Origin of the sequence: Devosia sp. MC521 (genome assembly GCF_014127105.1) — a bacterium.
Classification (GTDB): domain Bacteria; phylum Pseudomonadota; class Alphaproteobacteria; order Rhizobiales; family Devosiaceae; genus Devosia.
Genome location: NZ_CP059902.1, coordinates 508,873 through 533,312, shown reverse-complemented (window position 1 = coordinate 533,312; position 24,440 = coordinate 508,873). Strand labels below are relative to the sequence as shown.

Annotated in this window: 22 protein-coding genes; 11 read left to right on the top strand and 11 right to left on the bottom strand. The window is 58.6% G+C overall.

Annotation, left to right across the window (positions count from 1 at the left end; all coding sequences use genetic code 11):
• Window positions 1-36: 36 nt before the first annotated feature.
• The 4 genes from H4N61_RS02570 to H4N61_RS02555 all read right to left on the bottom strand — a co-directional run bounded on the left by H4N61_RS02570 (window position 37) and on the right by H4N61_RS02555 (window position 2,840).
• Window positions 37-960, bottom strand: a complete 924-nt coding sequence (locus H4N61_RS02570) for a glycine--tRNA ligase subunit alpha (protein ID WP_182394848.1) — start codon at window positions 958-960, stop codon at window positions 37-39.
• A 102-nt stretch (window positions 961-1,062) separates the two neighbouring features.
• The gene (locus H4N61_RS02565) at window positions 1,063-1,287 is read right to left on the bottom strand and encodes a hypothetical protein (RefSeq protein WP_169195901.1); all 225 of its coding nucleotides are present in this window, start codon (window positions 1,285-1,287) and stop codon (window positions 1,063-1,065) included.
• 3 nt (window positions 1,288-1,290) lie between these two features.
• Window positions 1,291-2,133: a S49 family peptidase gene (locus H4N61_RS02560; protein WP_182394847.1), complete on the bottom strand. Its 843-nt coding sequence runs from the start codon at window positions 2,131-2,133 to the stop codon at window positions 1,291-1,293.
• 47 nt (window positions 2,134-2,180) lie between these two features.
• Complete coding sequence (locus tag H4N61_RS02555; protein ID WP_182394846.1) at window positions 2,181-2,840, bottom strand: methyltransferase; 660 nt, start codon at window positions 2,838-2,840, stop codon at window positions 2,181-2,183.
• Window positions 2,841-3,092: 252 nt separating this feature from the next.
• Here H4N61_RS02555 and H4N61_RS02550 point away from each other — a divergent pair, with 252 nt between their 5' ends.
• Window positions 3,093-4,070: a polyprenyl synthetase family protein gene (locus H4N61_RS02550; RefSeq protein ID WP_182395902.1), complete on the top strand. Its 978-nt coding sequence runs from the start codon at window positions 3,093-3,095 to the stop codon at window positions 4,068-4,070.
• A 42-nt stretch (window positions 4,071-4,112) separates the two neighbouring features.
• Here H4N61_RS02550 and H4N61_RS02545 read toward each other — a convergent pair whose 3' ends face one another.
• The 3 genes from H4N61_RS02545 to H4N61_RS02535 all read right to left on the bottom strand — a co-directional run bounded on the left by H4N61_RS02545 (window position 4,113) and on the right by H4N61_RS02535 (window position 8,469).
• A complete protein-coding gene (locus H4N61_RS02545) occupies window positions 4,113-4,991 on the bottom strand; it encodes a 4-(cytidine 5'-diphospho)-2-C-methyl-D-erythritol kinase (protein ID WP_182394845.1) in 879 nt (292 codons plus the stop codon).
• A 10-nt stretch (window positions 4,992-5,001) separates the two neighbouring features.
• Window positions 5,002-6,729: a tetratricopeptide repeat protein gene (locus H4N61_RS02540; RefSeq protein ID WP_182394844.1), complete on the bottom strand. Its 1,728-nt coding sequence runs from the start codon at window positions 6,727-6,729 to the stop codon at window positions 5,002-5,004.
• A gap of 96 nt (window positions 6,730-6,825) precedes the next feature.
• On the bottom strand, window positions 6,826-8,469 hold the full coding sequence (locus H4N61_RS02535) for an electron transfer flavoprotein-ubiquinone oxidoreductase (protein ID WP_182394843.1): 1,644 nt from the start codon (window positions 8,467-8,469) through the stop codon (window positions 6,826-6,828).
• A gap of 67 nt (window positions 8,470-8,536) precedes the next feature.
• On the opposite strand from H4N61_RS02535, the gene H4N61_RS02530 reads away from it, so the two are divergent.
• The 3 genes from H4N61_RS02530 to moaB all read left to right on the top strand — a co-directional run bounded on the left by H4N61_RS02530 (window position 8,537) and on the right by moaB (window position 11,302).
• Window positions 8,537-9,355: a uracil-DNA glycosylase gene (locus H4N61_RS02530; protein WP_182394842.1), complete on the top strand. Its 819-nt coding sequence runs from the start codon at window positions 8,537-8,539 to the stop codon at window positions 9,353-9,355.
• 113 nt (window positions 9,356-9,468) lie between these two features.
• Window positions 9,469-10,788 (top strand): MFS transporter, encoded by a 1,320-nt coding sequence (locus tag H4N61_RS02525; protein WP_182394841.1) that lies wholly within the window; start codon window positions 9,469-9,471, stop codon window positions 10,786-10,788.
• Window positions 10,766-11,302: a molybdenum cofactor biosynthesis protein B gene (moaB, locus tag H4N61_RS02520; protein WP_182394840.1), complete on the top strand. Its 537-nt coding sequence runs from the start codon at window positions 10,766-10,768 to the stop codon at window positions 11,300-11,302. Before H4N61_RS02525 ends, moaB begins: the two co-directional genes overlap by 23 nt.
• Window positions 11,303-11,344: 42 nt before the next feature.
• Here the strand turns inward: moaB and H4N61_RS02515 are convergent, their stop codons facing one another.
• On the bottom strand, window positions 11,345-12,850 hold the full coding sequence (locus H4N61_RS02515; RefSeq protein ID WP_169195893.1) for an MDR family MFS transporter: 1,506 nt from the start codon (window positions 12,848-12,850) through the stop codon (window positions 11,345-11,347).
• Between the two features lie 353 nt (window positions 12,851-13,203).
• On the opposite strand from H4N61_RS02515, the gene H4N61_RS02510 reads away from it, so the two are divergent.
• Window positions 13,204-14,352: a PA0069 family radical SAM protein gene (locus tag H4N61_RS02510; protein ID WP_182394839.1), complete on the top strand. Its 1,149-nt coding sequence runs from the start codon at window positions 13,204-13,206 to the stop codon at window positions 14,350-14,352.
• Here the strand turns inward: H4N61_RS02510 and H4N61_RS02505 are convergent.
• Both H4N61_RS02505 and H4N61_RS02500 read right to left on the bottom strand, forming a co-directional pair.
• On the bottom strand, window positions 14,349-15,026 hold the full coding sequence (locus tag H4N61_RS02505) for an HAD-IA family hydrolase (RefSeq protein ID WP_182394838.1): 678 nt from the start codon (window positions 15,024-15,026) through the stop codon (window positions 14,349-14,351). The genes H4N61_RS02510 and H4N61_RS02505 overlap by 4 nt on opposite strands.
• Before the next feature lie 61 nt (window positions 15,027-15,087).
• Complete coding sequence (locus tag H4N61_RS02500; RefSeq protein WP_182394837.1) at window positions 15,088-15,669, bottom strand: hypothetical protein; 582 nt, start codon at window positions 15,667-15,669, stop codon at window positions 15,088-15,090.
• A 176-nt stretch (window positions 15,670-15,845) separates the two neighbouring features.
• Between H4N61_RS02500 and H4N61_RS02495 the strand changes: the two genes are divergently transcribed.
• From H4N61_RS02495 to H4N61_RS02485, 3 genes are all read left to right on the top strand, one after another.
• A complete protein-coding gene (locus H4N61_RS02495) occupies window positions 15,846-16,454 on the top strand; it encodes a ribonuclease HII (RefSeq protein ID WP_182395900.1) in 609 nt (202 codons plus the stop codon).
• 160 nt (window positions 16,455-16,614) lie between these two features.
• Window positions 16,615-17,673 (top strand): site-specific DNA-methyltransferase, encoded by a 1,059-nt coding sequence (locus H4N61_RS02490; RefSeq protein WP_248306034.1) that lies wholly within the window; start codon window positions 16,615-16,617, stop codon window positions 17,671-17,673.
• An 80-nt stretch (window positions 17,674-17,753) separates the two neighbouring features.
• Window positions 17,754-18,245 (top strand): GNAT family N-acetyltransferase, encoded by a 492-nt coding sequence (locus H4N61_RS02485; RefSeq protein WP_169195888.1) that lies wholly within the window; start codon window positions 17,754-17,756, stop codon window positions 18,243-18,245.
• On the opposite strand, the gene H4N61_RS02480 is transcribed toward H4N61_RS02485, so the two are convergent.
• Window positions 18,242-19,279, bottom strand: coding sequence for an A/G-specific adenine glycosylase (locus H4N61_RS02480; protein WP_169195933.1), 1,038 nt, complete (start codon window positions 19,277-19,279; stop codon window positions 18,242-18,244). The two genes, H4N61_RS02485 and H4N61_RS02480, sit on opposite strands and share 4 nt — an antisense overlap.
• A gap of 118 nt (window positions 19,280-19,397) precedes the next feature.
• Here H4N61_RS02480 and H4N61_RS02475 point away from each other — a divergent pair, with 118 nt between their 5' ends.
• The 3 genes from H4N61_RS02475 (at window position 19,398) to H4N61_RS02465 (ending at window position 24,217) form a co-directional block, all read left to right on the top strand.
• Window positions 19,398-19,913, top strand: coding sequence for a DciA family protein (locus H4N61_RS02475; protein WP_182394836.1), 516 nt, complete (start codon window positions 19,398-19,400; stop codon window positions 19,911-19,913).
• Window positions 19,914-19,999: 86 nt separating this feature from the next.
• Window positions 20,000-20,674 carry a thioredoxin domain-containing protein gene (locus tag H4N61_RS02470; RefSeq protein WP_169195886.1) on the top strand — a complete coding sequence of 225 codons (675 nt, stop codon included), beginning with the start codon at window positions 20,000-20,002 and terminating at the stop codon, window positions 20,672-20,674.
• 87 nt (window positions 20,675-20,761) lie between these two features.
• On the top strand, window positions 20,762-24,217 hold the full coding sequence (locus tag H4N61_RS02465) for an AAA family ATPase (protein WP_182394835.1): 3,456 nt from the start codon (window positions 20,762-20,764) through the stop codon (window positions 24,215-24,217).
• The last annotated feature ends 223 nt before the right edge of the window (window positions 24,218-24,440 follow it).

Below are 24,440 nucleotides of genomic sequence, written 5' to 3'. Positions count from 1 at the left end.
GCACCGGCTTCTCAAAACTCTTGCGATGTCGACCGCTTACTCTGCGCCGCCGCCGGCGGTTTGGAGCCAGGCTTCGCCGCAGGCCTTGGCCAATTCGCGAATGCGCAGGATGTAGCTCTGGCGCTCGGTGACCGAGATCACGCCGCGGGCGTCGAGCATGTTGAAATTGTGCGAGGCTTTGACGACCTGTTCGTAGGCTGGGATCGCCATGGTCTGGCGATTGCCTTCAACGCCCTTAGCAAGGATCTCCTTGCACTCACGCTCTGCGTCTTCAAAGTGACGGAAGAGCATGTCGGTGTCAGCAGCTTCAAAGTTGTACTTCGAGGCCTCCTGCTCGTTCTGCAGGAAAACGTCGCCATAGGTGACTTTTTCGTCGCCTTCGCGGCCGTTGAAGTTGAGGTCGTAAACGTTCTCAACGCCCTGCACATACATCGCGAGGCGCTCAAGACCATAGGTGATTTCGCCCGGAACCGGGGAGCACTCAAAGCCTGCGACCTGCTGGAAATAGGTGAACTGGGAAACTTCCATGCCGTCGCACCAGCATTCCCAACCAAGGCCCCATGCGCCGAGCGTTGGGCTTTCCCAATCGTCTTCAACGAAGCGAATGTCGTGGACCGAAGCGTCAAGGCCGATGGCAGCCAGCGAGTCGAGGTAGAGCTGCTGGATGTTTTCCGGCGACGGCTTCAAAATCACCTGGAACTGGTAATAGTGCTGCAGACGGTTCGGGTTCTCGCCATAACGACCATCGGTTGGACGACGCGAAGGCTGAACGTAAGCGGCCTTCCACGGCTTAGGGCCGAGCGCGCGCAAGGTGGTCGCCGTGTGGAAAGTACCAGCGCCCATCTGCATGTCATATGGCTGCAAAATCACGCAGCCATGCGACGCCCAGAAGTTCTGGAGGGTCAGGATAAGTCCCTGGAAAGAGTTCTTAGGGTCCAAATGGGCGGGGCGAGAGGTCATGTCTGGGTCCGTCTGCTAGTGCGGCGGAAACTATTGATGGCAAGGGAGCCGGTCAAGCGCTCACAATGGCCTGCGCACTGTGCAGTGCTCCACTAGTGATAATTACCGCTGATCGTCTTTGCCTTTGGGGCGGTAGGTGCCGTCGCGGTCTTGTTCGAGTTCGATCACATCGGGACGGCTGCGCTCGGCCTTGTCGCGCTCGCGACGAAGCTGCTTGGCGCGTTCGGCGTCGCCATTGATCTTGCCCGACCAATCCTTCCAGATGCGGCGCACACCGAGATAAATGACCACGGCCAGAAAGGTGAACAGCAGAATGCGTAGGAGCATGGCTTAAAGTCCAAAGCGCGACCAGTGGGCGCGGTCATCTAGGGAAGTGGAGAGTTCGTCGACAAGCGTGCCGGCGGAGAGACCGAGGCGCGGCATGGCGAACATCGGTTTTTTGGGTGCGATGATTTTTAGCTCAACCTTGGGGCCGAAGCGCTCGCGCAAGGTTGCGTAAATGTCGCCAATACCATCGACAAGGCCCAGTTCGACACCACGCAAGCCGGTCCACCATTCACCGGTGAAGAGCGTATCGTCGTCGGCCTTAAGCTTGGCGCCGCGATAGGCTTTTACGTGATCGATAAAGACCTGATGAATTTCCAATTCCACCCATTTGATGCGCTCAACGTCTTCTGCCTTTTGCGGCATGAAGGGATCGAGGGTGGATTTGTTGCGGCCAGCGGTGTGGACGCGGCGTTCAATGCCCAGCTTGTTGATGGCTTCAACGAAGCCAAAGCCCGACATGATGACCCCGATTGAGCCAACAATGGAGGACGGATCGACGAAGATTTCGTCGCCAGCGACGGCGATAAAGTAGCCACCGGAGGCGGCAATATCTTCAACGAAAACCAAAACCGGCTTTTTGTGCTGATCGGCCAGTTCGCGGATGCGCTTGGAAATCAGGCGACTTTGGACCGGTGATCCGCCGGGGGAATTGATGATGATGGCCACGGCAGGCGCGGACTTCATCGTAAAGGCGCGCTGCAGGAGCGGCTCGACGCCGGCGATGTTCAAACGACCGGGACGGGACTCGGCGGCAATGGTGCCGTGCAGACGAACGACAGGCACGACTGGGTTGCGCTTGAGAAACTTCGCAAACCAATTTCGCTTACGATCATCTGCTTTTGTCATGCGTGTGCCCCTACTGTTCGACCTTATTTATGGTGCGCAAGGCCCGATTACCAGTCGAAGGGCCCCTGCCCCATAAGGATTGCGGAAAATTCTTGGCTAAACTCATTGCCTTGATCGCCGTGAAGATAATGCGTGGCGTGGAGCGTGAGTGGCGCGCGCGAGCCTTTGCGCCCGCGAATAAGAACACGTGAGGCAGGCTGGCCGGGCCGCGGCGCAAGGGGCAGAATTTCGATAGCACCAAAGCGCTGATCGAAGGCGGCAATGAGAGCCGCAAGACCGGTTGCTGGATACACAAAGATCGCGAGGCCCGAGGCCCGCGCGGCACCGGCTGCGGCCTTGCCCCAGAGTTCAAGCTCTGAATGGGCCATGTGTCGTGCGCCTTGCCGGTAGGCACCCGATGCGGCCGTGCCACGCCCTGCGTCAAAATAGGGCGGGTTCGCGATAACACAATCAAAGGCGTTTTCGGGGAATCCTGCTTCGCGGCGCGCTGTGGGTGAGGTGATATCGGCTGTGATGACCCGAGCGCGCTCGGCAAAGCCGTTTTCGCGAATATTGGCCTCCGCAATCAGGGCAATTTCCGAATCGCGTTCGCCTAGAGTGAGTTGATGGGTGCGATCGAGGCTCATGGCAACGAGCCCGGCAGTGCCGACACCAGCCCCCAAATCGAGCAGATGCGCGGTGTGCTTAGGGACGGAGGCGCCAAGCAAAACGCTGTCTAGCCCGGCCCTAAAGCCTTTTTGAGGTTGAGACAGAGTGAGGCGTCCACCCAAAAAGGCGTCGCGCGTTAGTGTTTGATGTTTTACAAAGTCGGTGGGCTGGTCTAGGGACATCGCATCCGGATGGCTTACTTCGCGTTATCCTATATGGGAGTGCGCGACAGTCTCAACCCGATTTGCCACCAAGGCGACAAGGACTTTACGACGGTGTCGGTTCTGCCCCAGACCAAAGAAGCGCCAGCGATGAACCCGGTTGAACGGCTTATGGCCGCGACCGCTGACGATATGGCCCTCGTTAACGAGATGATTTTGTCTCGCGCACACTCCCATGTGGACATGGTGCCCGAGCTGGCCCGCTACCTCATCGACAGTGGCGGCAAACGCTTGCGCCCCATGCTGACGGTCGCAGCCTCAATTCTGTTTGGGCGGAAAACGCCTTATGCGGTGAATTTCGCTGCGGCAGTTGAGTTCATGCACAATGCAACTCTGTTGCATGACGACGTGGTGGACGAGAGCGACATGCGTCGCGGCAAGCCTGCGGCCCGCATGGTGTGGGGCAATAAGGCTTCCATTCTTGTCGGTGACTTCCTGCTTGGGCAGGCTTTCATGATGATGGTGGAAACCAACAATATTGAAGCGCTTGGCGTGCTGTCCTCGGCTTCTGCGATTATGGCGGAAGGCGAAGTGTTCCAGCTCTCCAAGACTGGCGACCTGACGACCACGCCGGAAGACTATGCGGCCGTGATCCGCGCCAAGACAGCTGTGCTGTTTGAAGCAGCGTGTGAAGTGGGTGCATTGTCTGGTGGTGCCGATCAGGCTGGGCGTGATGCGCTCAAGCATTATGGGCTTGAGTTGGGCAACGCTTTCCAGCTCGTTGACGATGCGCTGGACTATGGTGGCCAGGCCGCTTCGCTCGGAAAGAATGTCGGCGACGATCTGCGCGAAGGCAAGATGACGCTGCCGGTTATTCTGGCGCTGCAATCGGCGACCGAAAGCGAACGCGCGCTCATTGCGTCGGCGCTGGGCAATATGGATGCGAGTGATTTGGAAGTGGCGCAGGTTGTGGCGATCTTCAATCGCTATGACACGCTGACCAAGACTCTCGAAAAAGCTCAAGCGCATGCGCAGGCGGCTATCGCGGCTCTCGACGCCCTGCCCGACAGCGAGATGAAGACCATTCTGGCCGACGTTGTCGTGCATTCGATTGGCCGCGCGGCCTAAGCGCAGATCAAGTTTTCCGCAAAGATTTGAGCCAAGCGGCGATTAGCTGCTTGGCTGCAGAAGCGGCGCTGCAGCAACCCAATAATCGGGGTGCAGGCGGCCCATTTGGGCCGCGGCTTCATGCGCCTGCCCCTCGGCGCCAAAGAGCGCAAAGCAGGTGGCGCCTGAGCCTGACATGCGGGCGAGAATACAGCCGTGCGTTTCCGCTAGCTCATCCACCAAAATACCAATTTCGGGCACGAGCTTGACCGCGGGCGGCTCAAGATCGTTGCGCGTTTCTGCCAGCCAAAGGCCCAATTGCGCCGGGCGCGTGAGCAGTTCGGGAAATTGAGGCAAAGGATAATTGTCGTGGCTGCGCAGGCGACGGAATACGTCTGCGGTAACAACGCCGATCAGTGGATTGACCAGCACGATGTAGAGCTTGGGGAAATCTGGCAAGGGCGAGAGGATTTCGCCAATGCCACGCGCAACGAGTGGGCGTGACACAAGGCAACACGGGACATCAGCGCCCAATGTTGTCGCGAGGTCCATTAACTCGCCCATGGGCGGGTGCTCAGGCGCGATATCAAGCAGAATGCGCAGCGCGGCGGCAGCGTCGGCCGAGCCACCGCCGATGCCAGAAGCGACCGGCAGGTTTTTGGTGAGGTGAAGCTTTAGCCCCTGCGGGGCGAGGCGGGGCCAGCGATTGCGGAAAGCCGCAACCGCCTTGAGCACGAGATTGGATGGCCCTGCATCAAGCCCCGCGGCGAAGGGGCCGCTGATGGTCAGACTATCCGCTTCCGCAGCTTCACCATCGAGGTCGTCACCCACACCCGCGAAGACGATCAGGCTTTCCAGCTCATGATAGCCGTCTTCGCGCCGACGGGTGATGTGCAGCGCAAGATTGATCTTGGCTGGGGCATCCTGCTGATAAACGACCATCAACGCGCGCTTACTTGGTTTCGTTCGCTGGGGTCAGGCCATCAGCCAGTTTCGGGTCCACGCGTTTTGTGACAACGCCAATGTCGTCCACCGATTTGGCAATCGTCCACTGGAAGCGCGCTTCGTTCTTGCGGCCAATTTTCCAGTAAGCGTCACCGAGGTGATCATTGATTTCTGGATCGTTGGGCAGGAGCATAACCGAGCGTTCGAGTGTTTCCACCGCCTCATCGAGACGTCCGAGCTTGTAGAAGGCCCAGCCCAAGGAATCGATGATGTAGCCATCCTGCGGTTGCTGTTCGACGGCCTTCTCGATCATGCCCAGAGCGCGATCAAGATGCATATCCATGTCGATCCAGGAATAGCCGAGGTAGTTGAGGACCTGAGGCTGGTCGGGATTAAGCTCGAGGGCGCGGAGGAAATCAGCTTCGGCCTTTGGCCATTCCTTGGCGCGTTCATAGGCAATGCCGCGAACATAATAATAGCGCCAATCGGAGGCCTGCTCGCCACCGGTGATGTCGAGCGCCTTAGTGTAAGCGTCTGCCGCTTCGAGGTATTGCTCGTCGGTTCGCAGGAGATCACCCAGCGCCGCGACCGCTTCGATGTCCTCAGGATTGATTGCGACGATATTGGTGAGACGACGAATGGCTTCCTCGCGGTCGCCCATATTGTCGAGATTCTGAGCAATGCGCACGACGGCCGTCGCCTTCATCGCTGAGGTCGCAGGGATGGCGTCGTAAATACCGTTGGCATCTTCATGCTGACCGGCGACGTCGAGAATCTGCCCCACCGCCAGTGAAATCACATCAGCAGATGGGTCGAGATATGTGCCCAAGCGCATGAACAGAAGGGCGAGATCAAAGCTGCGATCACGGGTCAGCGCTATGCCAATGCCGTGAAACATTTCAGCAGCGCCGATTTGCACATTGGTGGCAAAGGCCCCTGGCTTGCGCTGTTGATCGACGGCTTCGCGGACGCTGGTGATGAGCGGATGCGAAATGCCTTGCGCTTCATATTCATCGAGCACGTCTGTGGCTTCGTCAAAGCGACCATTGTTCGCCAGCAGGCGCGCGTAAACTTCGGCGATGCGCGCAACATAGGGCTCAACATCATAGGCGCGCTCAGCCAGCTGGAGAGCAAGCTTTTGATTGCCGGAGGTTTCGGCCATCAATGCGCGATGGAAAACGAGAAAGTCTTCCAGCCCGCTTTCGCCGAGATCCTTCATCAGCGTGTCGGCTTCAGCGCCCTTGTTGTCGCCAACCAGGGCCCAAGCGCGCAGGATATAAGCGGTGATGCCCGAAAAACTGCCGGGGGTAACGTTCTCAAGCTGACGTTCAACCGAGCTATACCGACGCTCTTTGAGGGCTTCGGTGGCAACAATCAGCTTGGCCAAATCATTGTTGCGATCGAGCTCAAGCGAGCGGCGCGCCGTTGAGGCAGCTTTGCCGATCTGACCATCTGCAGCGAGCGCGATAAAGGCGCGCTCCACGAGCATGTTGTTGTCCCAATCAGCCTCAGCCGCGTCCTGATAAAAGCGAGCGGCGTCTTCGGTGCTCAGTTCGGCGAGCGACTGATTGCCAGCCAGATAGGCGCCGGACACCGAAGGGCGTACGAGATTGATGATATTGCGCGCGACGTTTGACAGATCAAAGCTTGTTTGCGCTGCAATCGGCGATGCCAAGAGCGCGACGGATGCAGTGACAATCAGGCGTTTCGCCCAACGATGCGATAGGAAATTCACTGTTCTGAACTCTCCGTTGGCCACAATGGCAGCTTTGGCGGCAAAGATTGTCCGTTTTAGGACTGCGCCGCAAGGGCAGCTGTACCCCAAGAAAAATTACATACCGCTATAGTTTGGACCGCTGCCACCCTCAGGTGGGACCCATGTGATGTTCTGGGCCGGATCTTTGATATCGCAGGTTTTGCAATGCACGCAGTTAGCGGCATGAATGCGGAACACCGGCGCGCCACCGTCTTCGCTCATCTCATAAACGCCAGCAGGGCAATAGAGCGGCGCAGGCTCGCCAAATTTTGGCAGGTTTTCGCGGACGGGAATGGTTGGGTCGGCCAGCCTGAGGTGGACAGGCTGGTCTTCGTCGTGGGCGAGATTGGCCAGAAACACCGATGAACTGCGGTCAAAGGTGATTTTGCCATCGGGGCGCGGATAGGTTTTGCCGGGGCCCGATTTGCGCTTGAGCTTTTCGGCGTCGCGCGTTGGCACGCCCGCCAGCTTGAGCGGGGAGGCCTTGAAAATGGTTGAAAACCAAAGATCGGTGCCGATCGCCAGCGAACCAAAGATGGTGCCGAGCTTGCTCCAAAGGGGTTTGGCGTTGGCGACGCCTTGCAGTTCTTTGGCGATACCGGTGCGCATGATCGACTTGCCGAAATCCTCGATCCGATCATGGGCGCGCCCAGAGGCGAGCGCAGCGCCGACCGCGTCGGCGGCACCAATACCGGACAGAATGGCGTTGTGAATGGCTTTCAAGCGCGGGGCATTCATAAAACCGGCCGCGCAGCCGATGAGGCCACCGCCGGGGAAAGCGAGGCTCGGTATGGATTGCCAGCCACCCGCCGCAATGGTGCGCGCGCCGTAGGATAGACGCTCGCCGCCCTCTAGGAGGCTGGCGATGGAGGGGTGGGTTTTAAAAGCCTGGAACTCGTCAAAGGGCGAAAGGCTGGGTTCGGCATAGTCGAGATAGGTGACGTGGCCGACATAGAGCTTGTTGTCTTCGGCGTGATAAACGAAGCCACCGCCATTGGTGTCATTGCCGAGCGGGAAGCCGAGGTAATGATCCACCCTGCCCGGCTGGTGTTTGTCTGGCGACACCTGCCAAACTTCCTTGATGCCGAGGCCATAGTGCTGTGGGATTTTCGCGAGGTCAAAATCGGCGATCACGTGTTTGGCGAGCGAGCCGCGCGCGCCTTCGGCGATCAGCGTATATTTGGCCTCGAGCGCAATGCCTTCGGCAAAACCATCCTTGGGATTGCCGTCGCGGTCGCGCCCAAGATCGCCGGTGATGATGCCACGCACCGGGCCGTTCTCTGATTGCAACACGTCGACCGCAGCAGTCATCGGGAAGATATCGACGCCCAATTCAGTAGCTTGTTCCCCCAGCCACTGCACCAAGCGGCCAAGGCTGATGATCACGCCATCCTTGGTTTTGAGTTGCGGCGGCACGAGTGCGTGCGGGAGCGGGAAATCACCGGTTTTTGTCAGGAAATGGTAGGAATCGCTGGTCACATCGGGGCCGACGGGCGCGCCTTTGAGCCGCCAGTCGGGGATCAGCGCGTCGAGGCCGACCGGATCCATGACGGCTCCGGAAATAATGTGTCCACCGATTTCGGCGGCTTTTTCCACCACGGTCACGGCAATGTCAGGGAAACGCTGTTTGAGGCGAATTGCAGCGGCAAGCCCGGAAGGACCGGCCCCGACAATCAGCACATCTGTGGACAGTATCTCTCTATTGCCGGCTTCAGCCATGTGGATTCTACCTTTGGGGCCCGCGCGCGACTGTTCGCACCCGTTGGGGTGTGACATAACAGGGGCAATGTCTCAAGATCAGCAACTCAACAACGACGAATTGCTCTCGGTTCTCGAATGGTATCGAGCAGCCGGGGTCGACCTCGCCGTGGGTGAGGACGCAATTGATCGGTTTGCGCAGAAGACACAACAGGCTGCCGCGCCACGCGCCGCCGTACAGTCGATGCAACAGGCGTCCCAGCCTGCAGCCCCGCCGCCGCTCGCGGGACCAATCGGTGGCGACCCGGGTGAAGCCCAAAGATTGGCCGCAGAAGCCCCAACCTTAGAGGCGCTTAAGGCAACCCTCGAAAGCTATGACGGGTGTGGCCTCAAATTTCGCGCCACACAATTGGTGTTCGGCGAAGGCAATCCTGAGGCCAAGATCGTTATTATCGGCGATCCTCCTGGGGCAGATGAAGACCGTGAAGGGCGTCCTTTCGCGGGGCGAACTGCGGATTTGCTGACGCGGATGCTCGCCTCCATCGGGCTCGATTGGGACAGCGTTTATGCGCTCAACACCATTCCGTGGCGTCCGCCCGGTAATCGCGCGCCGACGCCAGAAGAGCTTTCTTTGTGCCTGCCCTTCCTGCACCGCCATGTTGAGCTGATCGGGCCGCGCCTCGTGATGACGATGGGCCAGATGGCGACGCAGACTGTATTCCAGTCCACCAGCAGCATCATCAAGATGCGCGGCAAGTGGCAGGATGTGAGCATTGGCAACCATACGGTGCCAGCGATTGCGACGTTGCCGCCCGGTTATCTGTTGCGCAACCCGGCTGCCAAGCAGCAGGCTTGGCGCGACCTCTTAAGTTTCAGATCAAGAATGGCAGAATTGTCTCTGCCTTAAGTCTGTGTTCGTACTTGCTCAAAGATAATCCCCGGACTGTTCGCGGTGTGTCGCGTTACGGTCATATTGGACTGGTTGAAGACCAGAATAATTTAGCGGGTACGTTTTGCGGCATGGCTTCCGTCATTAAAATTTACGCCCTGTTCCTCGGCTCGGCACTCCTGATGTTCGGCGGCGGCCTGCAGGGGCTTTTGCTTTCCGTCCGTGGCGCAGAAGAAGGCTTCTCACTGTTTTCGCTGGGTCTGATCGGCACGGGCTGGTCGATCGGCTTTGTGGCAGGCTCTATCTTTGTGCCCTTTGTGGTGCGCAAGGTCGGGCATATTCGCGCCTTTTCGGTGATGGCGGCGATCGGCACGATCACGATACTGCTCAATCTCTTGATGATCAACGATGTCAGCTGGATCGTGTTGCGCGCGCTCTCTGGCTTCTGTTTTGCCGGCGCGGCAATGATCGTCGAGAGCTGGCTCAATGAAGTGGCTGACAATCGCAGCCGCGGCACCATCTTCTCGATTTACACCACCATCAATATGACCGCCTCGACCATGGGCCAATTGGCCATGTCGGTGACGGGCACTGCGGGCTATATCCCCTTCATTATCGGCGCGATCAGCTTTATCTGCGCGGTTTTGCCAACCGCCATGACGTCGAGCCCACAGCCGCGTCCTCTGACCTCGGCCAAGCTCGACCTGCCCCTGTTGATCAAGACATCGCCGGTGGCGGCTGTTGCCGCGCTCTGCTGTGGCATGGCCAATGGTGCGTTCGGCACGCTCGCGCCGGTGTACGGCTTTGAGCAGGGGATGGACGCCAGCGGCATTGCGCTGCTGTTTGCCATTGCCGCTATTGCTGGCGCTATCGGACAGATCCCCTTTGGACGCTTGTCCGATAAGATCGACCGCCGCAAGGTTATGGCAGGCCTCGGTTTTGGCGCAGCGGCCGTGGGGCTGCTGGTTGTCCTCTTTAACCCTGGGCCAGGCTTCCTGATGTTCGCGCTATTTGGCCTTTATGGGCTGGCGGCGAACCCGCTTTATCCGATCTCGGTGGCCCATGCGAACGACTTTGCTGTCGATGGGCAATTCGCCAAGGTGGCAGGTGGCATGTTGCTGATCCACGGGATCGGCCTTGCCATTGGCCCGACGGCCGCGTCGATCCTGATGGGGCAAATTGCGCCGATGGCGCTGTTTATGGTGACGGCAACCTTCCACGCGCTGGTCGCCACTTTTGCACTGCTGCGTATGCGCGCCCGCAAATCGAAAGATGCGTCGGAACGCGCGCCGTTCAAACCAATGGGGACTGAGACGCCAGAAACGGTGAACCTTGATCCGCGCAGTGACATCGAAGCGTCGCAGGATTTTTCTGTTGCGAGCGAAGAAGCTGTGCCAGAGGAACTGCGGAACACGAATGGAGACGGCTATGTTCAAGGCAGCAAGGTTTGACGATCGGGCGTTTCGTCCCCTTACCATAGCAGTCGTGGCGGTTTCCGATACACGTACTCTGGAAACTGACACTGGCGGCGCGCTGTTAAAGTCACTGCTCGAAGCGGATGGCCACATCTGCTTTGAGCGCGTGGTAGTGCGCGACGACATTCAAAAGATCCGCGCCGTGGTACAGGGCTTTGTCGCCAACCCCGATGTTGACGTGGTCCTGACCACCGGCGGCACCGGGTTTTCGGGGCGCGATGTGACCCCAGAGGCAATCGAGCCTTTGTTCGATAAGCGCATGGAGGGGTTCTCCGTGCTCTTTCACCAATATTCGGCCACCACGGTGGGCACGAGCTCGATCCAATCGCGGGCGACTGCGGGGTTGATTGGCGAGACCTTTGTGTTCTGCCTACCGGGTTCGCGCGGCGCCTGCCGCGATGCGTGGGAGGGTATTCTCACTCACCAGCTCGATTACCGGCACAAGCCGTGCAACTTCGTCGAGCTGATGCCCCGGCTCTCGGAACGATAACAGCATAAAAAAACGGCGCCTGAGGGCGCCGTTTCTTTTTCATTAGTGGCCAGCGAAACCTTCGCCCGGACCTTCGCCTTCCGGCTTTTTGACAAACCAAGCGGCAATCAGCATCAGCACGGTGGCAATGCCACCGCAGATGAAGCTGGCTCGAACGCCTGCGGCCATAGCTTCTACCGGGGCAATGCCCTCAGCCATTTGTGCGGCAGAGGTCAGGCTCATCAGCGCCACGAAGAGCGCGATACCGGCGGCACCAGCAACCTGCTGCACCGAGCTCAGGGTCGCACTGGCGTGCGAGTAGAGCGGCTTAGGAACAGAACCCATTGCGGCGGTGAACATTGGGGTGAAGACAAACGCCAGACCAATGCTCATGATGATGTGGGCGGCGACAACCAGCCAGACCGGGGTATCGGTACCGACGAAGCTGAAGAACCACATGACAGCGGAAACGGCGAAGACACCCGGCACCATCAGCGGACGCGGACCGTATTGGTCATAGAGGCGACCAACGAGCGGCGCGAGAACGCCCATGATCAGACCACCGGGCAGCATCAGCATGCCGGTCTGCAGCGTATCAAGACCGAGAACCTGCTGGGTGTAGAGCGGCAGCATGATCGAGGAACCGAGCAGCGCCACCATCGCCAAAGAGGCGGTGACCAGCGAGACAGAGTAATTGCCGTGGGTCAGAACGCGCAGATCAAGCAGAGCCTTGTCGGACTTCTGGAGCTGGATCTGGCGCCAGACGAAAATGGCCATAGCGACAACGCCGACGACCACTGGAACCCAAGCCGGCATCGACGCGCCCTGCTCGGCGGCGTGTTCAACACTACCGCCATGACCGCCACCGCCCAAACTGGAGAGACCGAAGACCAGACCACCAAAACCGAGAGCCGACAGGATCACCGAGATGACGTCGAGCGGGGTCTTGCGTGGTTCGGAAACGTTCTGAACCTTGAGGTAGCCGACGACCAGCGTAACAATCGCAATCGGCAGGGTGAAGTAGAACATATAGCGCCACGCGAAGTGGGCGAGGATGAAACCACCAATGGTCGGGCCAATGGCAGGCGCCACCGACATAACGATGGAGATATTGCCCATCACCTTGCCACGACCATTTGCAGGAACCAGCGACATAACGGTGGTCATCAGCAGCGGCATCATGATCGCGGTGCCAACGGCCTGCACGACACGACCGACAATCAGCAACTCAATGCCTGGCGCAATCGCACAAATCAAAGTGCCGACCGAGAAAATCGAGATCGACGCCGTGAAAATCGGACGCGTGTGGAAGCGCTGGAGCAAATAGCCGGTGATCGGGATCACGATGGCCATAGTCAGCAAAAATGCTGTCGTCAGCCACTGGGCAGAACCAGCCGTGATGTTGAGATCAATCATGAGCTGCGGAATGGCAACGCTCATGATGGTCTCGTTCAAGAACATGACAAAGGCCGACACCAGCAAAAGGGCTATGACCAGATTATTGCGCGCCGCATCTTCCGGCTGGTGTGGCGCAGCCTTAACGGCTCCGTCCATCGTCGCTTGCGACATCGTATTACCTCAAAAAATAAGCGCAAACAGAACCGACGACGGGAGGCCGCTCTGGTTCAGTTGCGATGCAGTGTCTAATTTCGGTGTCAGGTCATGTCAGTAGGATGACACTAGGGCATCCAACGCGCCTTGGGCGTCTTGGAGAACTGCGAGTGAGCAAGACAGAGCCAAGTTCTCTATGCCCCTTGCCTCCCTTCGTAAAGTCTTGAAGTGCATGGCAGCCTTGACCATATGACGCACAAAGACACCTCGCGGAACTTATTTGTTCTTGTTACGTTCTCCTAATTAACCTAATGAGAAGATGTCGGCTGAAGAGCGCGATTCTTCCGTCGGGTTTGAGCTGGAGACACCAGATGGCGCTTTATCAGGCCCCCTCTTTCGAAGCATTGGAACGTCTTAGCCGCAGCAGGGATGCAGACCTGACGCGCCGCGAACTGGTCAACCCGGATCGTATTCGCGGGCGCGGTGCGCAGTCCAATGCCAGTGGCCGATTTGAAGCGTTCCAGCGCGAAAGTTTTGACGATGGTTGGGACAATGTAGAGCCCATGCCGGTGTTCGAAACGGTGGAACACACCGAACGCGCCAAATCGATCATTACCAGCAACGACAGTCCCGATATCGCCTTTGAGCGGTCCATCAATGCTTATCGCGGTTGCGAGCATGGATGCTCTTATTGCTTTGCGCGGCCAAGCCACGCCTATCTCGGGCATTCGGCCGGGATTGATTTTGAGCGCGATATTTATGTGAAGACCAATGCGGTTGAGACGCTCAAGGCCGAGTTCGCCGCCAAGAATTATCGTCCAAAGCCAATTGCCATGGGCACCAATACCGACCCCTACCAGCCAGCCGAGCGCAAGCACCAGCTGACCCGTGGGATTTTGGAGGTGATGCTGGAGACCAAGCATCCGGTGATGATCACCACAAAATCGGCCCTTATTCTGCGCGATCTCGATCTACTGGAGAAATTGGCAAAGCTTGGACTGGCCAAAGTTGCGATTTCGGTGACGTCGATGGATCACAAGCTGAGCCGCAAGATGGAGCCGCGCGCCTCATCGCCTGCCCGTCGGCTTGAGGCCATAAAGGGGTTGAGTGAGGCCGGGATACCGACCGCAATTTTTGCGTCGCCCATGATCCCGGCGATCAATGATATGGAATTGGAGCGCATTCTCGATGCGGGCAAGGCGCAAGGAGCGATCAGCGCGCAGATGATCTTGCTGCGCCTGCCCGGCGAGGTGCGCGATGTGTTCCGCGAATGGCTGTTGCGCCACTTCCCTGACCGCGTACGGCATGTGCTTTCGCTGGTGCGCGATACGCACGCGGGGAAAGATTATGACTCGCGCTTTGGTACGCGCATGACCGGCGAAGGCCCATATGCCACGCTGCTGAGCCAGCGCTTTGAAAAGGCCCGGGAGCGCTATGGGCTCGACGCCAAGCTGCCACCACTGCGCAATGATCTTTTCGTGGCGCCCAAGCTCGAAACCAATCAGCTGAGCCTTTTCTAAGCGGCTAGCACTTTTGATTTGATCAGATCGAGTACGGCGGGATTGGTGTAGTCCGGCGTGGCAAGGGTCGCGCCTGCTTTGCGCAGTTCGCTTTCGGAAATGCCGGTGGCGAGGCCAATTGTGGTAATGCCTGCACCTGTGGCCGAGGCTATGCCGGTGCGAGAGTCCTCGAATGCGACGCTGTTGGCCGCCACCGCGTTGAGGTGGCTAAGGCCTGTCAGGTAAGGCAGTGGGTGCGGCTTACCCTGCGCCAGATCATCGGCTGAGATGATGTGCGAAAAATACGACCGCGCCTTGATGCCATCGATGATGAGGTCGGCATTGGCCATTGGGGCATTGGTAACAGCGGCCATGGGAATGGCGTGACTGCGTGCCCATTCGAGTAGATCCATCAAGCCCGCGAGCGGCTCAATCGAAGTCGCGACCAATTCGCGGAACAGCGCTTCCTTGCCGTCGAGAATTTGCTTACGGCGCTCGAGGCTTTCGCCGGGAATGAAATGGGCAGCGATGGCTTCATTGGCGAAGCCTTGAATATGTTTGGCGTAGATCTCGTGGTCAATGACATGCCCATAAGGGCCAAACACCTGATTAAAAGCCGCGAGATGGATCGGATCGCTCTCCATCAAAGTGCCATCAATATCAAACAGTAAGCCAGCGCCGAGATTAAGGGTCATATCCAAGCCTTCAATTGCGAGGCTCGGTTAGCACATGGCAACAGAGGCGTCATCTCTGGACTTAGTATTGGGCGACCTTGCGCGCGTGCGTAGACATAAAGTCCAGCGAAGCTAGGACGCCTTGTGTCGAAAGGCGCGTTTCGACCGGGCGTATCTGGCCGACGACCGGCACCGAGAGGATGAGCGCGTTGCGCTCTTTCATGTGCTCCAAAACTGTCGCAGACAGCGCTTCATCAGCGATAAAGAACTGATTGATGGTGTTGTCTCGGATTTCCAACGAGGTACCCATCTTCAGCGCAATCGGCGGGAGGTTGGTGAACTTGAGCTGTATGGGTCGCGACTGGTCATAGCTCAGCTTGTCGGCAGCGACAGTGATGGCGATATCGGTCGCGCCATCTAAGCGGTTGAGCACCATTGTCAGCTTATAGACGGGCAGGTTTGCCGAATTCATCTCTTGGCTCGCGGTACTCGCAAAGCACGAGTAGCCGTACCAGGAGTTCGCTTCTTCATCGATGAAATTGGGACAGGCAGCGAGCCAATCGCGATTGTATTCGCGATACTCGCCCGACGAATGCTGAAACGGCTGAGCGGCGGCTGAGACGCAAAACAGCAATGGGACAAGAGCGAAACCAGATCGACGCACGTGAACTCCTCTCCTTTGCTCCTCAACCAGACTCTTGTATCAACCTGCTGGGCTTGCCGATACCAACAATCGGCTTGGTTTGAGGTATCCCTATGGCAAAGCGAAAAGATCTTCACACAGCTCCAGCAGATCTTTTCACCGCCCCCGCTGCCGGGCCGGACTTTAGCCATGAGACCATGCTGCTCGATCGCGGCGCACTTTATGTTGCCGGTGTCGATGAGGCAGGACGAGGTCCCCTTGCAGGGCCCGTGGTGGTTGCGGCTGTTCGCCTGGACCCCAACCGCATCCCGCAAGGGCTCAACGACAGTAAGAAGCTAACCGAGGCCAAGCGCGAGGCGCTTTATGAAGAGATCATGGCCTGCGCCGACGTCGCTATCGTGAGCGCGCCGCCGACAGACATTGAAACCCTCAACATTCGTGGGGCGACGCTTGCGGCTATGGCCAAGGCCGTTGCAGCCCTTCCGCAAAAGGCCGACCGCGCGCTTATCGATGGGCGCGATGTGCCACCGGCCCTGCCCTGTCCCGGAATTGCTCTGGTCGGTGGCGACGGGCGCAGCGTGTCGATTGCGGCGGCATCTATTGTCGCCAAGGTCACGCGCGACCGCATGTGTGCCATTATGGATGCTGACGCGCCCCATTTTGGCTTTTACTGCCACAAGGGATATGGCACCGCTGCGCATATGAAGGCCTTGAAATTAAACGGCCCATGTCGCCACCACCGCAGTGAATTCGCCCCAATAGCGGCCCTGCTTGCGGCAGGTAATGCGAGAGAATTGGAGAATTAACTCCTCGCTAACCCATTAAGAACGCTCCATTAACTTCAGCACGCTATAACGGGCTTGTTAGTATTGCGTTAGGGTTAAGAGCATGTTGAGTACCGCGCGTACGGTCGCCAAGACCGATGCGGAAAGGGAGACTTCACGTCTTCCGATCGATACTGTCCTCATGGGCGATTGCATCGACCATATGAACAGCTTGCCGGCCGGCTCTATCGATCTCATTTTCGCAGATCCCCCATACAATTTGCAGCTGGAACAGGGCCTCACCCGCCCGGACCAGAGCAAAGTCGACGCCGTCGATGACGATTGGGACAAGTTTGAAAGCTTCGCCCATTACGATGAGTTCACACGCGCTTGGATGGCTGCTGCCCGCCGCGTTTTGAAGCCCGATGGGGCGATGTGGGTCATCGGCTCCTACCACAACATTTTCCGCGTTGGCACGGCATTGCAGGACCTTGGGTTCTGGATGATGAACGACATCGTTTGGCGCAAGGCCAATCCGATGCCGAACTTCCGTGGCACACGCTTTACCAATGCGCATGAGACGCTGATCTGGGCTGCCAAAAGCCAGAAGAGCCGCGTCACCTTCAACTATGAAGCCATGAAGCTGGCCAATGACGACACGCAGATGCGGTCTGACTGGCTCTTCCCGATCTGCACCGGCAATGAGCGCCTCAAGGGTGAAGACGACAGCAAGCTGCATCCGACGCAGAAGCCGGAAGCGCTGCTGTTCCGCATCCTGAACGCGACCACTAAGCCAGGCGATATTGTGCTCGATCCATTCTTCGGCACCGGCACAACTGGCGCGGTCGCTCGCAAATTGGGTCGTCACTTTATTGGGATCGACCGCGAAGAAAATTACATCAAGGGTGCACGTGAGCGTATCGCCGCCATTCGCCCAGGTGTTTTCGAAGCGCTGCAACAGATTAAGCCGAAGCGCAAAGAAACGCGCATTCCATTCGGTTCCTTGGTTGAACAGGGACTAATTGAAGTCGGCGCTGAACTTTTTGATAGCCAACGACGTTTCACTGCCATGGTTCGTGCAGACGGCTCACTCGTCTCAGGCCACCATCAGGGTTCGATCCACAAGGTCGGCGCTCTGGTGACTGGAGCTGAGTCATGCAACGGGTGGACTTTCTGGCACCACGAACAGAACGGCGCTGTCGCCCCGATTGATAGTCTTCGGGAAGGCATCCGCCAACAACTCGACCGACTTTCTGCCTGAGGTTGACCTCCAAAGCATTCGTCAGGCTACTATATGGCCGCTGGTTCGCCAGCGGCCTTTTTGTTGCTGGGGGATGAGACATGGTGGTCACTATTCGCGCCATCACCTTGGGCGATGCAGCGGGGTATAATGCTGTGCTGGGCGCTGTAGCTCGGGAGCAGAAATATCTGCGTATGACCGATGCGCCGCCCATCGAACGCACCCGAAACTTCGTCGCCCACAACATTGAAAGGCGGAACCCACATTTGGTTGCGGTGAACCAAGATGTGGTCATCGGCTGGTGCGATATCTGCCGCGAACCCGATATGGCGAGGCATGTTGGCAGCCTCGGCATGGGCGTCATGAGTGGTTTTCGGGGGAGAGGCGTTGGGAGCGCGCTCATGAAATCGGCACTCGCAGCGGCAAAAGAAGAAGGCTTCAAGCGGATTGAGCTTGAGGTTTATGCCAGCAATACGAAGGCCATTGCCCTTTATGAGCGCTTCGGATTTGAGCGTGAGGGATTAAGGCGCAAGGCCGTGTGCATTCAGAACGCTTGGGACGATGTCGTCCCAATGGGCTTGCTCTGGCTTTAGACGGCGTTCTCAAAACCTGCAGCCGCCAGAACTTTGCGGAAAAGCGTCGGCAAGGCCTCGCCCCTGAGCCCCTGAGGCTCTGCCCACCAGCCTTCGGACAATGCGTCACTCGGCACAACAGCAGACCAGACTTCCAGCTCCAGCCGGAAGTGGGTGAAGACATGGACGATTTGCCCGCGCGGGCGCCAATCGGCGGAGACGGGATATAGCGGCTCGCCCAGACTATCGCCCCAAACAGACGTCGGCACTTCGGTCATGCTGGCGAGCAGTCCCTTGCTCGGACGGGTGCGCAGATAAACATCGCCTGCACTATCGAGCATGACAAAAGCATGGCCCTTGCGGACAGGCTTTTCGGCTTTGACCGGTTTGACGGGATAGACCAGCGGCTGGCCCTCTTGGCGGGCTTCGCAGCCATCATGCAAAGGACAAATCAGGCAGGATGCAGTGCGGGGCGCGCAAATCGTGGCCCCCAAATCCATCATGGCCTGAGCAAAGTCGCCAGCGCGCGAGGGAACAGCAAGCTGCAAGGCAGAGCGGAGCTCGGGTTTGGCGTCGCGGACCGGAATATCGAGAGCGTAGTAGCGAGCCAAGACACGGTCGAGATTGCCATCGAGCACGGCGATCTCTTCATCAAAGCAAATGGCAGCGATCGCCGCGCTGGTGTAGGCGCCAATGCCGGGTAGGCCCTGGAGAGCGATGGAGGTTTGCGGAAATGTGCCGCCATGCTCGGCGACCACCGCGACCGCACAGGCGTGAAGATTTCGCGCCCGGGCATAATATCCCAAGCCCGCCCATTCGCGCAGCACGCTGTCGAGCGGGGCTGCCGCCAGATCATGCACGCTTGGCCAAAGGCTGATGAAGCGGGTGAAATAGGCTTTTACCGCTGCAACAGTTGTCTGCTGCAGCATGACCTCGCTGAGCCAGATCCGGTAGGGATCCGGCTTTATCCCCTGTTTGCGCGCTTCGGGCGAAACGCGCCAAGGCAGATCGCGCGCATGAGTGTCGTACCAGCGCAGAACGCCGTCTGAATCGATGGGATGGGGGGCAGAAAGGGGCATAAGGTGACCTATGCCGGGCACAGTTTTCTGGCAAGCCCCGTAGCATTACCGCGAATTCACTTGTCTGGGTGCCGTCCGTGACCATATTTGGGGCATGGCAGACAAACTACCCGAATATAAGCGGCGCAATAGGGCGACCTCGGTGGCGGACGCTCTGTCGGGCGCGCTCGACCCCGTGCTGCGCAAGCGCGGCTTTGCCGGTCGGGATATTCTTACCCAGTGGCGCAATATCGCGCCGCGCCCCTTTGACGAAACAACCCAGCCACACAAGCTGAGCTGGCCCAAAATTGCCAATAGCGCTGAAGGCGCTACTCTTTATATCCGCTGCGCGCCGGGCACTGCATTGTTTGCCCAGCATGAGGCGGCCAACATCGCCAAGGCGGTGAACCTTTATTTTGGATATGTACTGGTGGACCAGGTGCGCCTTTCGGCAGAACCGTTCATCACCAATTCAGGTCCAAAGACCGATAAGGCCTACGAACCGAGCCCAGAAAGCTTGGCAAAAGTAGGCAAGTTGACTGAGACAATCGAAGACGACAGCTTGCGTCAGTCGCTCACAACCCTTGGCCTAGCGCTCGCACGCAGGGCTGAAACGAAACGGAAAACATAGGCGATCAACGCCTGTTGATGTCAAAGCCCTCTTGCCGACACTTTTCTCCAGTGTAGTGTCCGCAAAATTGGAATTAGGAGCTAAACGTGAAGTTCAATCGCCGCGATACACTCATTCTTGCAGCTGCCGCGTCGGCGGTAAGCGTTGCTGGCATTTCCGCAGCACAGGCTGCTGATGGTGATATGGTCGATGTTGCCAAGCTTATGGCTCCTGCTGGCGACATTGCTGACAAGTTCGAAGGCAATGCCGACGCGCCTGTCACCGTGATTGAATATGCATCGCCAACTTGCCCGCACTGTGCGGCGTTCCATAACAACGTTTATGGCCCGTTCAAGGAACAGTATATCGAAACCGGCAAGGTGAAATTCATCGTCCGTCCGTTTGCGCGTAACGCAATCGACGCGGCCATCTTCCTGCTTGCTGAAGCTGCTGGCGAAGACAACTACCACAATGTCATCGCGACCTACTTCAAGACCATGAACGAATGGAGCATGTCGGATAAGCCACGCGACGCGATCTACGCTGTCGCGCTGCAGTTGGGCTTCACCGAAGAGAGCTTCAACGCTGCTCTGACGAATCAGGCTATCTTCACTGGTATCGAAGCGCAGCGCGAACAAGCAGTGAATGAGTTTGGCCTTTCCGGGACCCCGACCTTCTACGTCAACGGCAAGACGCTTTCTGGCGGTAAGTCGCTCGAACAGCTGGCTGAAGCCATCGACCCGCTGGTCCCTGCCGACTTCGTCGCTCCAGCGGCGCAGTAATTCGGCCCTGTCTGAGCAATTTAGCGCAGACATAAGATTTGAGAGGGTGCGCATAGCGCGCCCTCTTTTGCGTTGCCGCGCGCCGTCATGAAATTTCAGCGGCTCAAGCTTCACGGCTTTAAATCCTTCCCCGATGAAAGCGTGCTCGTCATGGAGCCAGGCCTGACAGGCATTGTCGGCCCCAATGGCTGCGGGAAATCGAACCTCGTCGAAGCGATGCGCTGGGTGATGGGCGAGAGCTCATACAAGGCCATGCGCGCCTCGGGCATGGACGACGTTATCTTTTCCGGCTCGGGCAATCGCTCGGCGCGCAATTCTGCCGAAGTGACGCTGGTGCTGGATAATACCGACCGCAGCGCGCCAGCAGCGCTGAACTCAGCCGATGTTTTGGAAGTGACGCGCCGGATTGAGCGCGAAGCCGGCTCTGTCTATCGGGTGAACGGGAAAGAAGTGCGGGCACGTGACGTGCAGATGCTGTTCGCTGACGCCTCCACGGGTGCGCACTCTCCTTCTATGGTGCGGCAGGGACAGATCGGCGAACTTATCTCGGCCAAACCCACGGCGCGCCGAGCACTGCTTGAAGAAGCGGCGGGGATTTCGGGCCTGCATTCGCGGCGGCGCGAGGCGGAAATCCGGCTTCGGGCGGCTGAAACCAACCTTGAGCGCGTTGACGATGTGGTCGCGCAGATCGAAAGCCAGCTTGAAACCCTCAAGCGGCAGGCGCGTCTGGCCACGCGGTATCGCGCCCTGTCAGGGGATATTCGGCGCACGGAGGCGACACTCTTTCATATCCGCTGGGTTGCGGCGCGCGTCGCCGAGAAAGAAACTGAAGCAGCGCAGGCGGTGATCATTCGTCAACTGGCGGATGCCACCCACGCCGAACACCAGGCCCAAAAGGCCGCCGAACTGGCCGAAGCCGCAGTTGCCCCGCTGCGGGAGCGGGAAGCTGTGACCGGAGCGGTGCTGCAACGCTATACGATTTTAGCAGAGCAATTGGCCGAAGAAGCACGGCGCATGAGCCAGCGGCGTGTTGAGCTGCAAAACCGGCTGCAGCAGATCGCAGCCGATGGCCAACGTGAGCGTGCGCTGGTTGCGGAATGCGAAGCAGCGATAGACGCCTATAATAATGAGCGCGCTGATCTCGAATATGAACTTGAAGGATCGCAGGACGAGAGCGTAACCGCCCGCCAAGAGGCTGAGTTGGCGCAAGCCGCGGTCACGCAAGCGGACGCTGCGGCCCGGCAGGCAACCGAAGCTTTGGCGCAATTGCGCGCAATGCGCAGCCAAACGCAGCGCAATGCCCAAGAGGCCATGACGCGCAAACGCAGCCTCGCCCAGCAGTTGGCCGATCTGGAAAGCGACTATCAGCGTGTGATCGATGCACTCAACGCGGACCAGACCGTTTCGGCACGACGCGATATTTTAGAGGGTGCGCAAGAGGCAGCCGAAATCGCTGAGGCCAATGCGCTGGAGGCGGAAGCCAAGGTTCACCTCGCGCAAGAAAAGCTCGATGGCGCGCGACCGCGCCTTGGCGAGCTGGAAACGCTGGTGACGAGCCTTGAGGCGGAAGCGGCGACGCTCAATAAAATGCTGGTGACGGGCACGGGGACGTGGCCCGCTATCGTCGATGAGCTGCAGGTTGAGCCGGGGTATGAAACTGCGCTCGGCGCGGCATTGGGCGATGATCTCGAAGCTTCATCGGACAGTGACGCGCCGATCCATTGGTCCCCAGCCCTAGACCGCAGTGAAGATCCGAACCTGCCGCAAGGGGCAGAGCCCTTATCGCGCTATGTTTCGGGCACGCCGCAACTCAAGCGTCGTCTTGACCAGATTGGTCTTATTGATGCGGCAGACGGCCCAAGCCTAATCCGAGCCCTTAAGCCCGGGCAGCGACTGGTGACACTTGAAGGGGCTGTTTGGCGCTGGGATGGTTTGATTGCTGCAGCTGATGCACCGAGTGCAGCGGCGCTGCGTCTGGCGCAAAAGAACCGCCTCGTTGAGCTGGATGAAGACATCATTCGCGCAAAGGGCGAACGCAATGCCTGGAAGCGCGAGGTCGATGCTCACGCGACAGCGCTTGACGGAGCACGGGGCAGCGAACGGCAATGTCGGGAAGCGTGGCGCACTGCGCAACACGCTATCGCCACGGCGCAGGCTGAACTCGACAAAGCCCAGCGCGCTCTTTCCGATCTCACCACTCGCAAATCGACGCTGGAAGATGCAAAACTCCGCGTGGCGAGCAGTGTGGGTGACGCGGAAATGGCCGAACAGGCCGCGCTCGACGCTTTGGCAGATCTGGCCGATGAAGACACGATGGCTGCGGCGGCTCAGGCGACACAAAGCCATGTCGTTGTTCTGCGCGAAAAAGCCGATGCGGCGCGCCTCAGCCTCAACACGCTCGAATCAACCAAGCGCCTGCGTACGACGCGCCTTGAGCAGTTGACGCGAGACATGGCCTCCTGGCAGCGCCGCCTTGATGGCGCGCGCAATCAATTGGCGACACTTGATGACCGCACCGCCGATGTGCAGGACCAACTCGCCGATATGGCAGATTCGCCAGACGGGTTTGACGAACGCAAAGCCCAGCTCGATGAGCAAATCGACATCGCCAGCGAGGATCACCAAGCCGCCGTCGAACGATTGAATAATGCACAAACCGCGTGGCGGGAGACCGACCGAGCGGTCAAGGCCGCAAACGATGCTCTCAATAATGTCCGCATTGAGCTTACCCGCGTCGAAGAGCGGCTCAAGGGGATCATCAGCCAGCGCCTGCAGATTGAGCGGCAGACCGAAGAGAACCTCGGCATTCCGGCAAGCCGCACGCTGGAAGCATCAGGCATTCGCCCGGAAGAACCGCTGCCCGCGGAGCAACCAACCGAACACAAGCTCGAGCGGCTCAAGGCCGAACGCGAGCGTTTGGGTGGGGTGAACCTATCGGCAGAGAAAGAAGCCGAGGAGATTCAAGAAAAGCTCGACACCATGGTGCGAGACCGCGACGATATCATTGAGGCGATCGCCAAACTGCGTGTGGCCATCGGCAATCTCAATCGCGAAGGGCGCGCGCGGCTCAATGAGGCCTTCGGCAAGGTCAATGCGCATTTCCAAGAGCTCTTCACCACGCTGTTCGGCGGCGGCACGGCAGAGCTGACCTTTGTGGAAAGCGATGACCCGCTCGAAGCAGGTCTCGAAATTATTGCCCGACCACCGGGCAAGAAGCCTCAAACCATGACGCTTCTCTCTGGGGGTGAGCAGGCGCTAACCGCCATGAGCCTCATTTTTGCGGTGTTCCTGACCAACCCCGCCCCCATCTGCGTGCTCGACGAAGTGGATGCGCCACTCGATGACGCCAATGTCGAGCGATTCTGCAATTTACTCGACTCGATGCGACACCGGACCCAAACTCGCTTTATGGTGATTACCCATAATCCAATAACCATGGCACGGATGGATCGGCTTTTCGGGGTCACGATGTCAGAACGCGGGGTCAGCCAGCTCGTTTCTGTCGATCTGCAAACCGCGGAAAGCTACCTAGAGACCGCCTAGGCTCTCGGTAATTCTTAAGAATCTTCACGTGCCGCCACCACTTCGCCACTCTTGCGCGCAGGACAGCATGCCGCACCCCTCAAACATTCAAAATTCAGGCGCGACAACAATAACTTACACAGTCGCAGCGCGCCTTGACACGTTTCGGGGCCACCACTATGTTGCGCGCGACTTAAAGGGCGACCGGAAATCCTCCGGAAAAGCCGACTATAGGGAGTTGCGG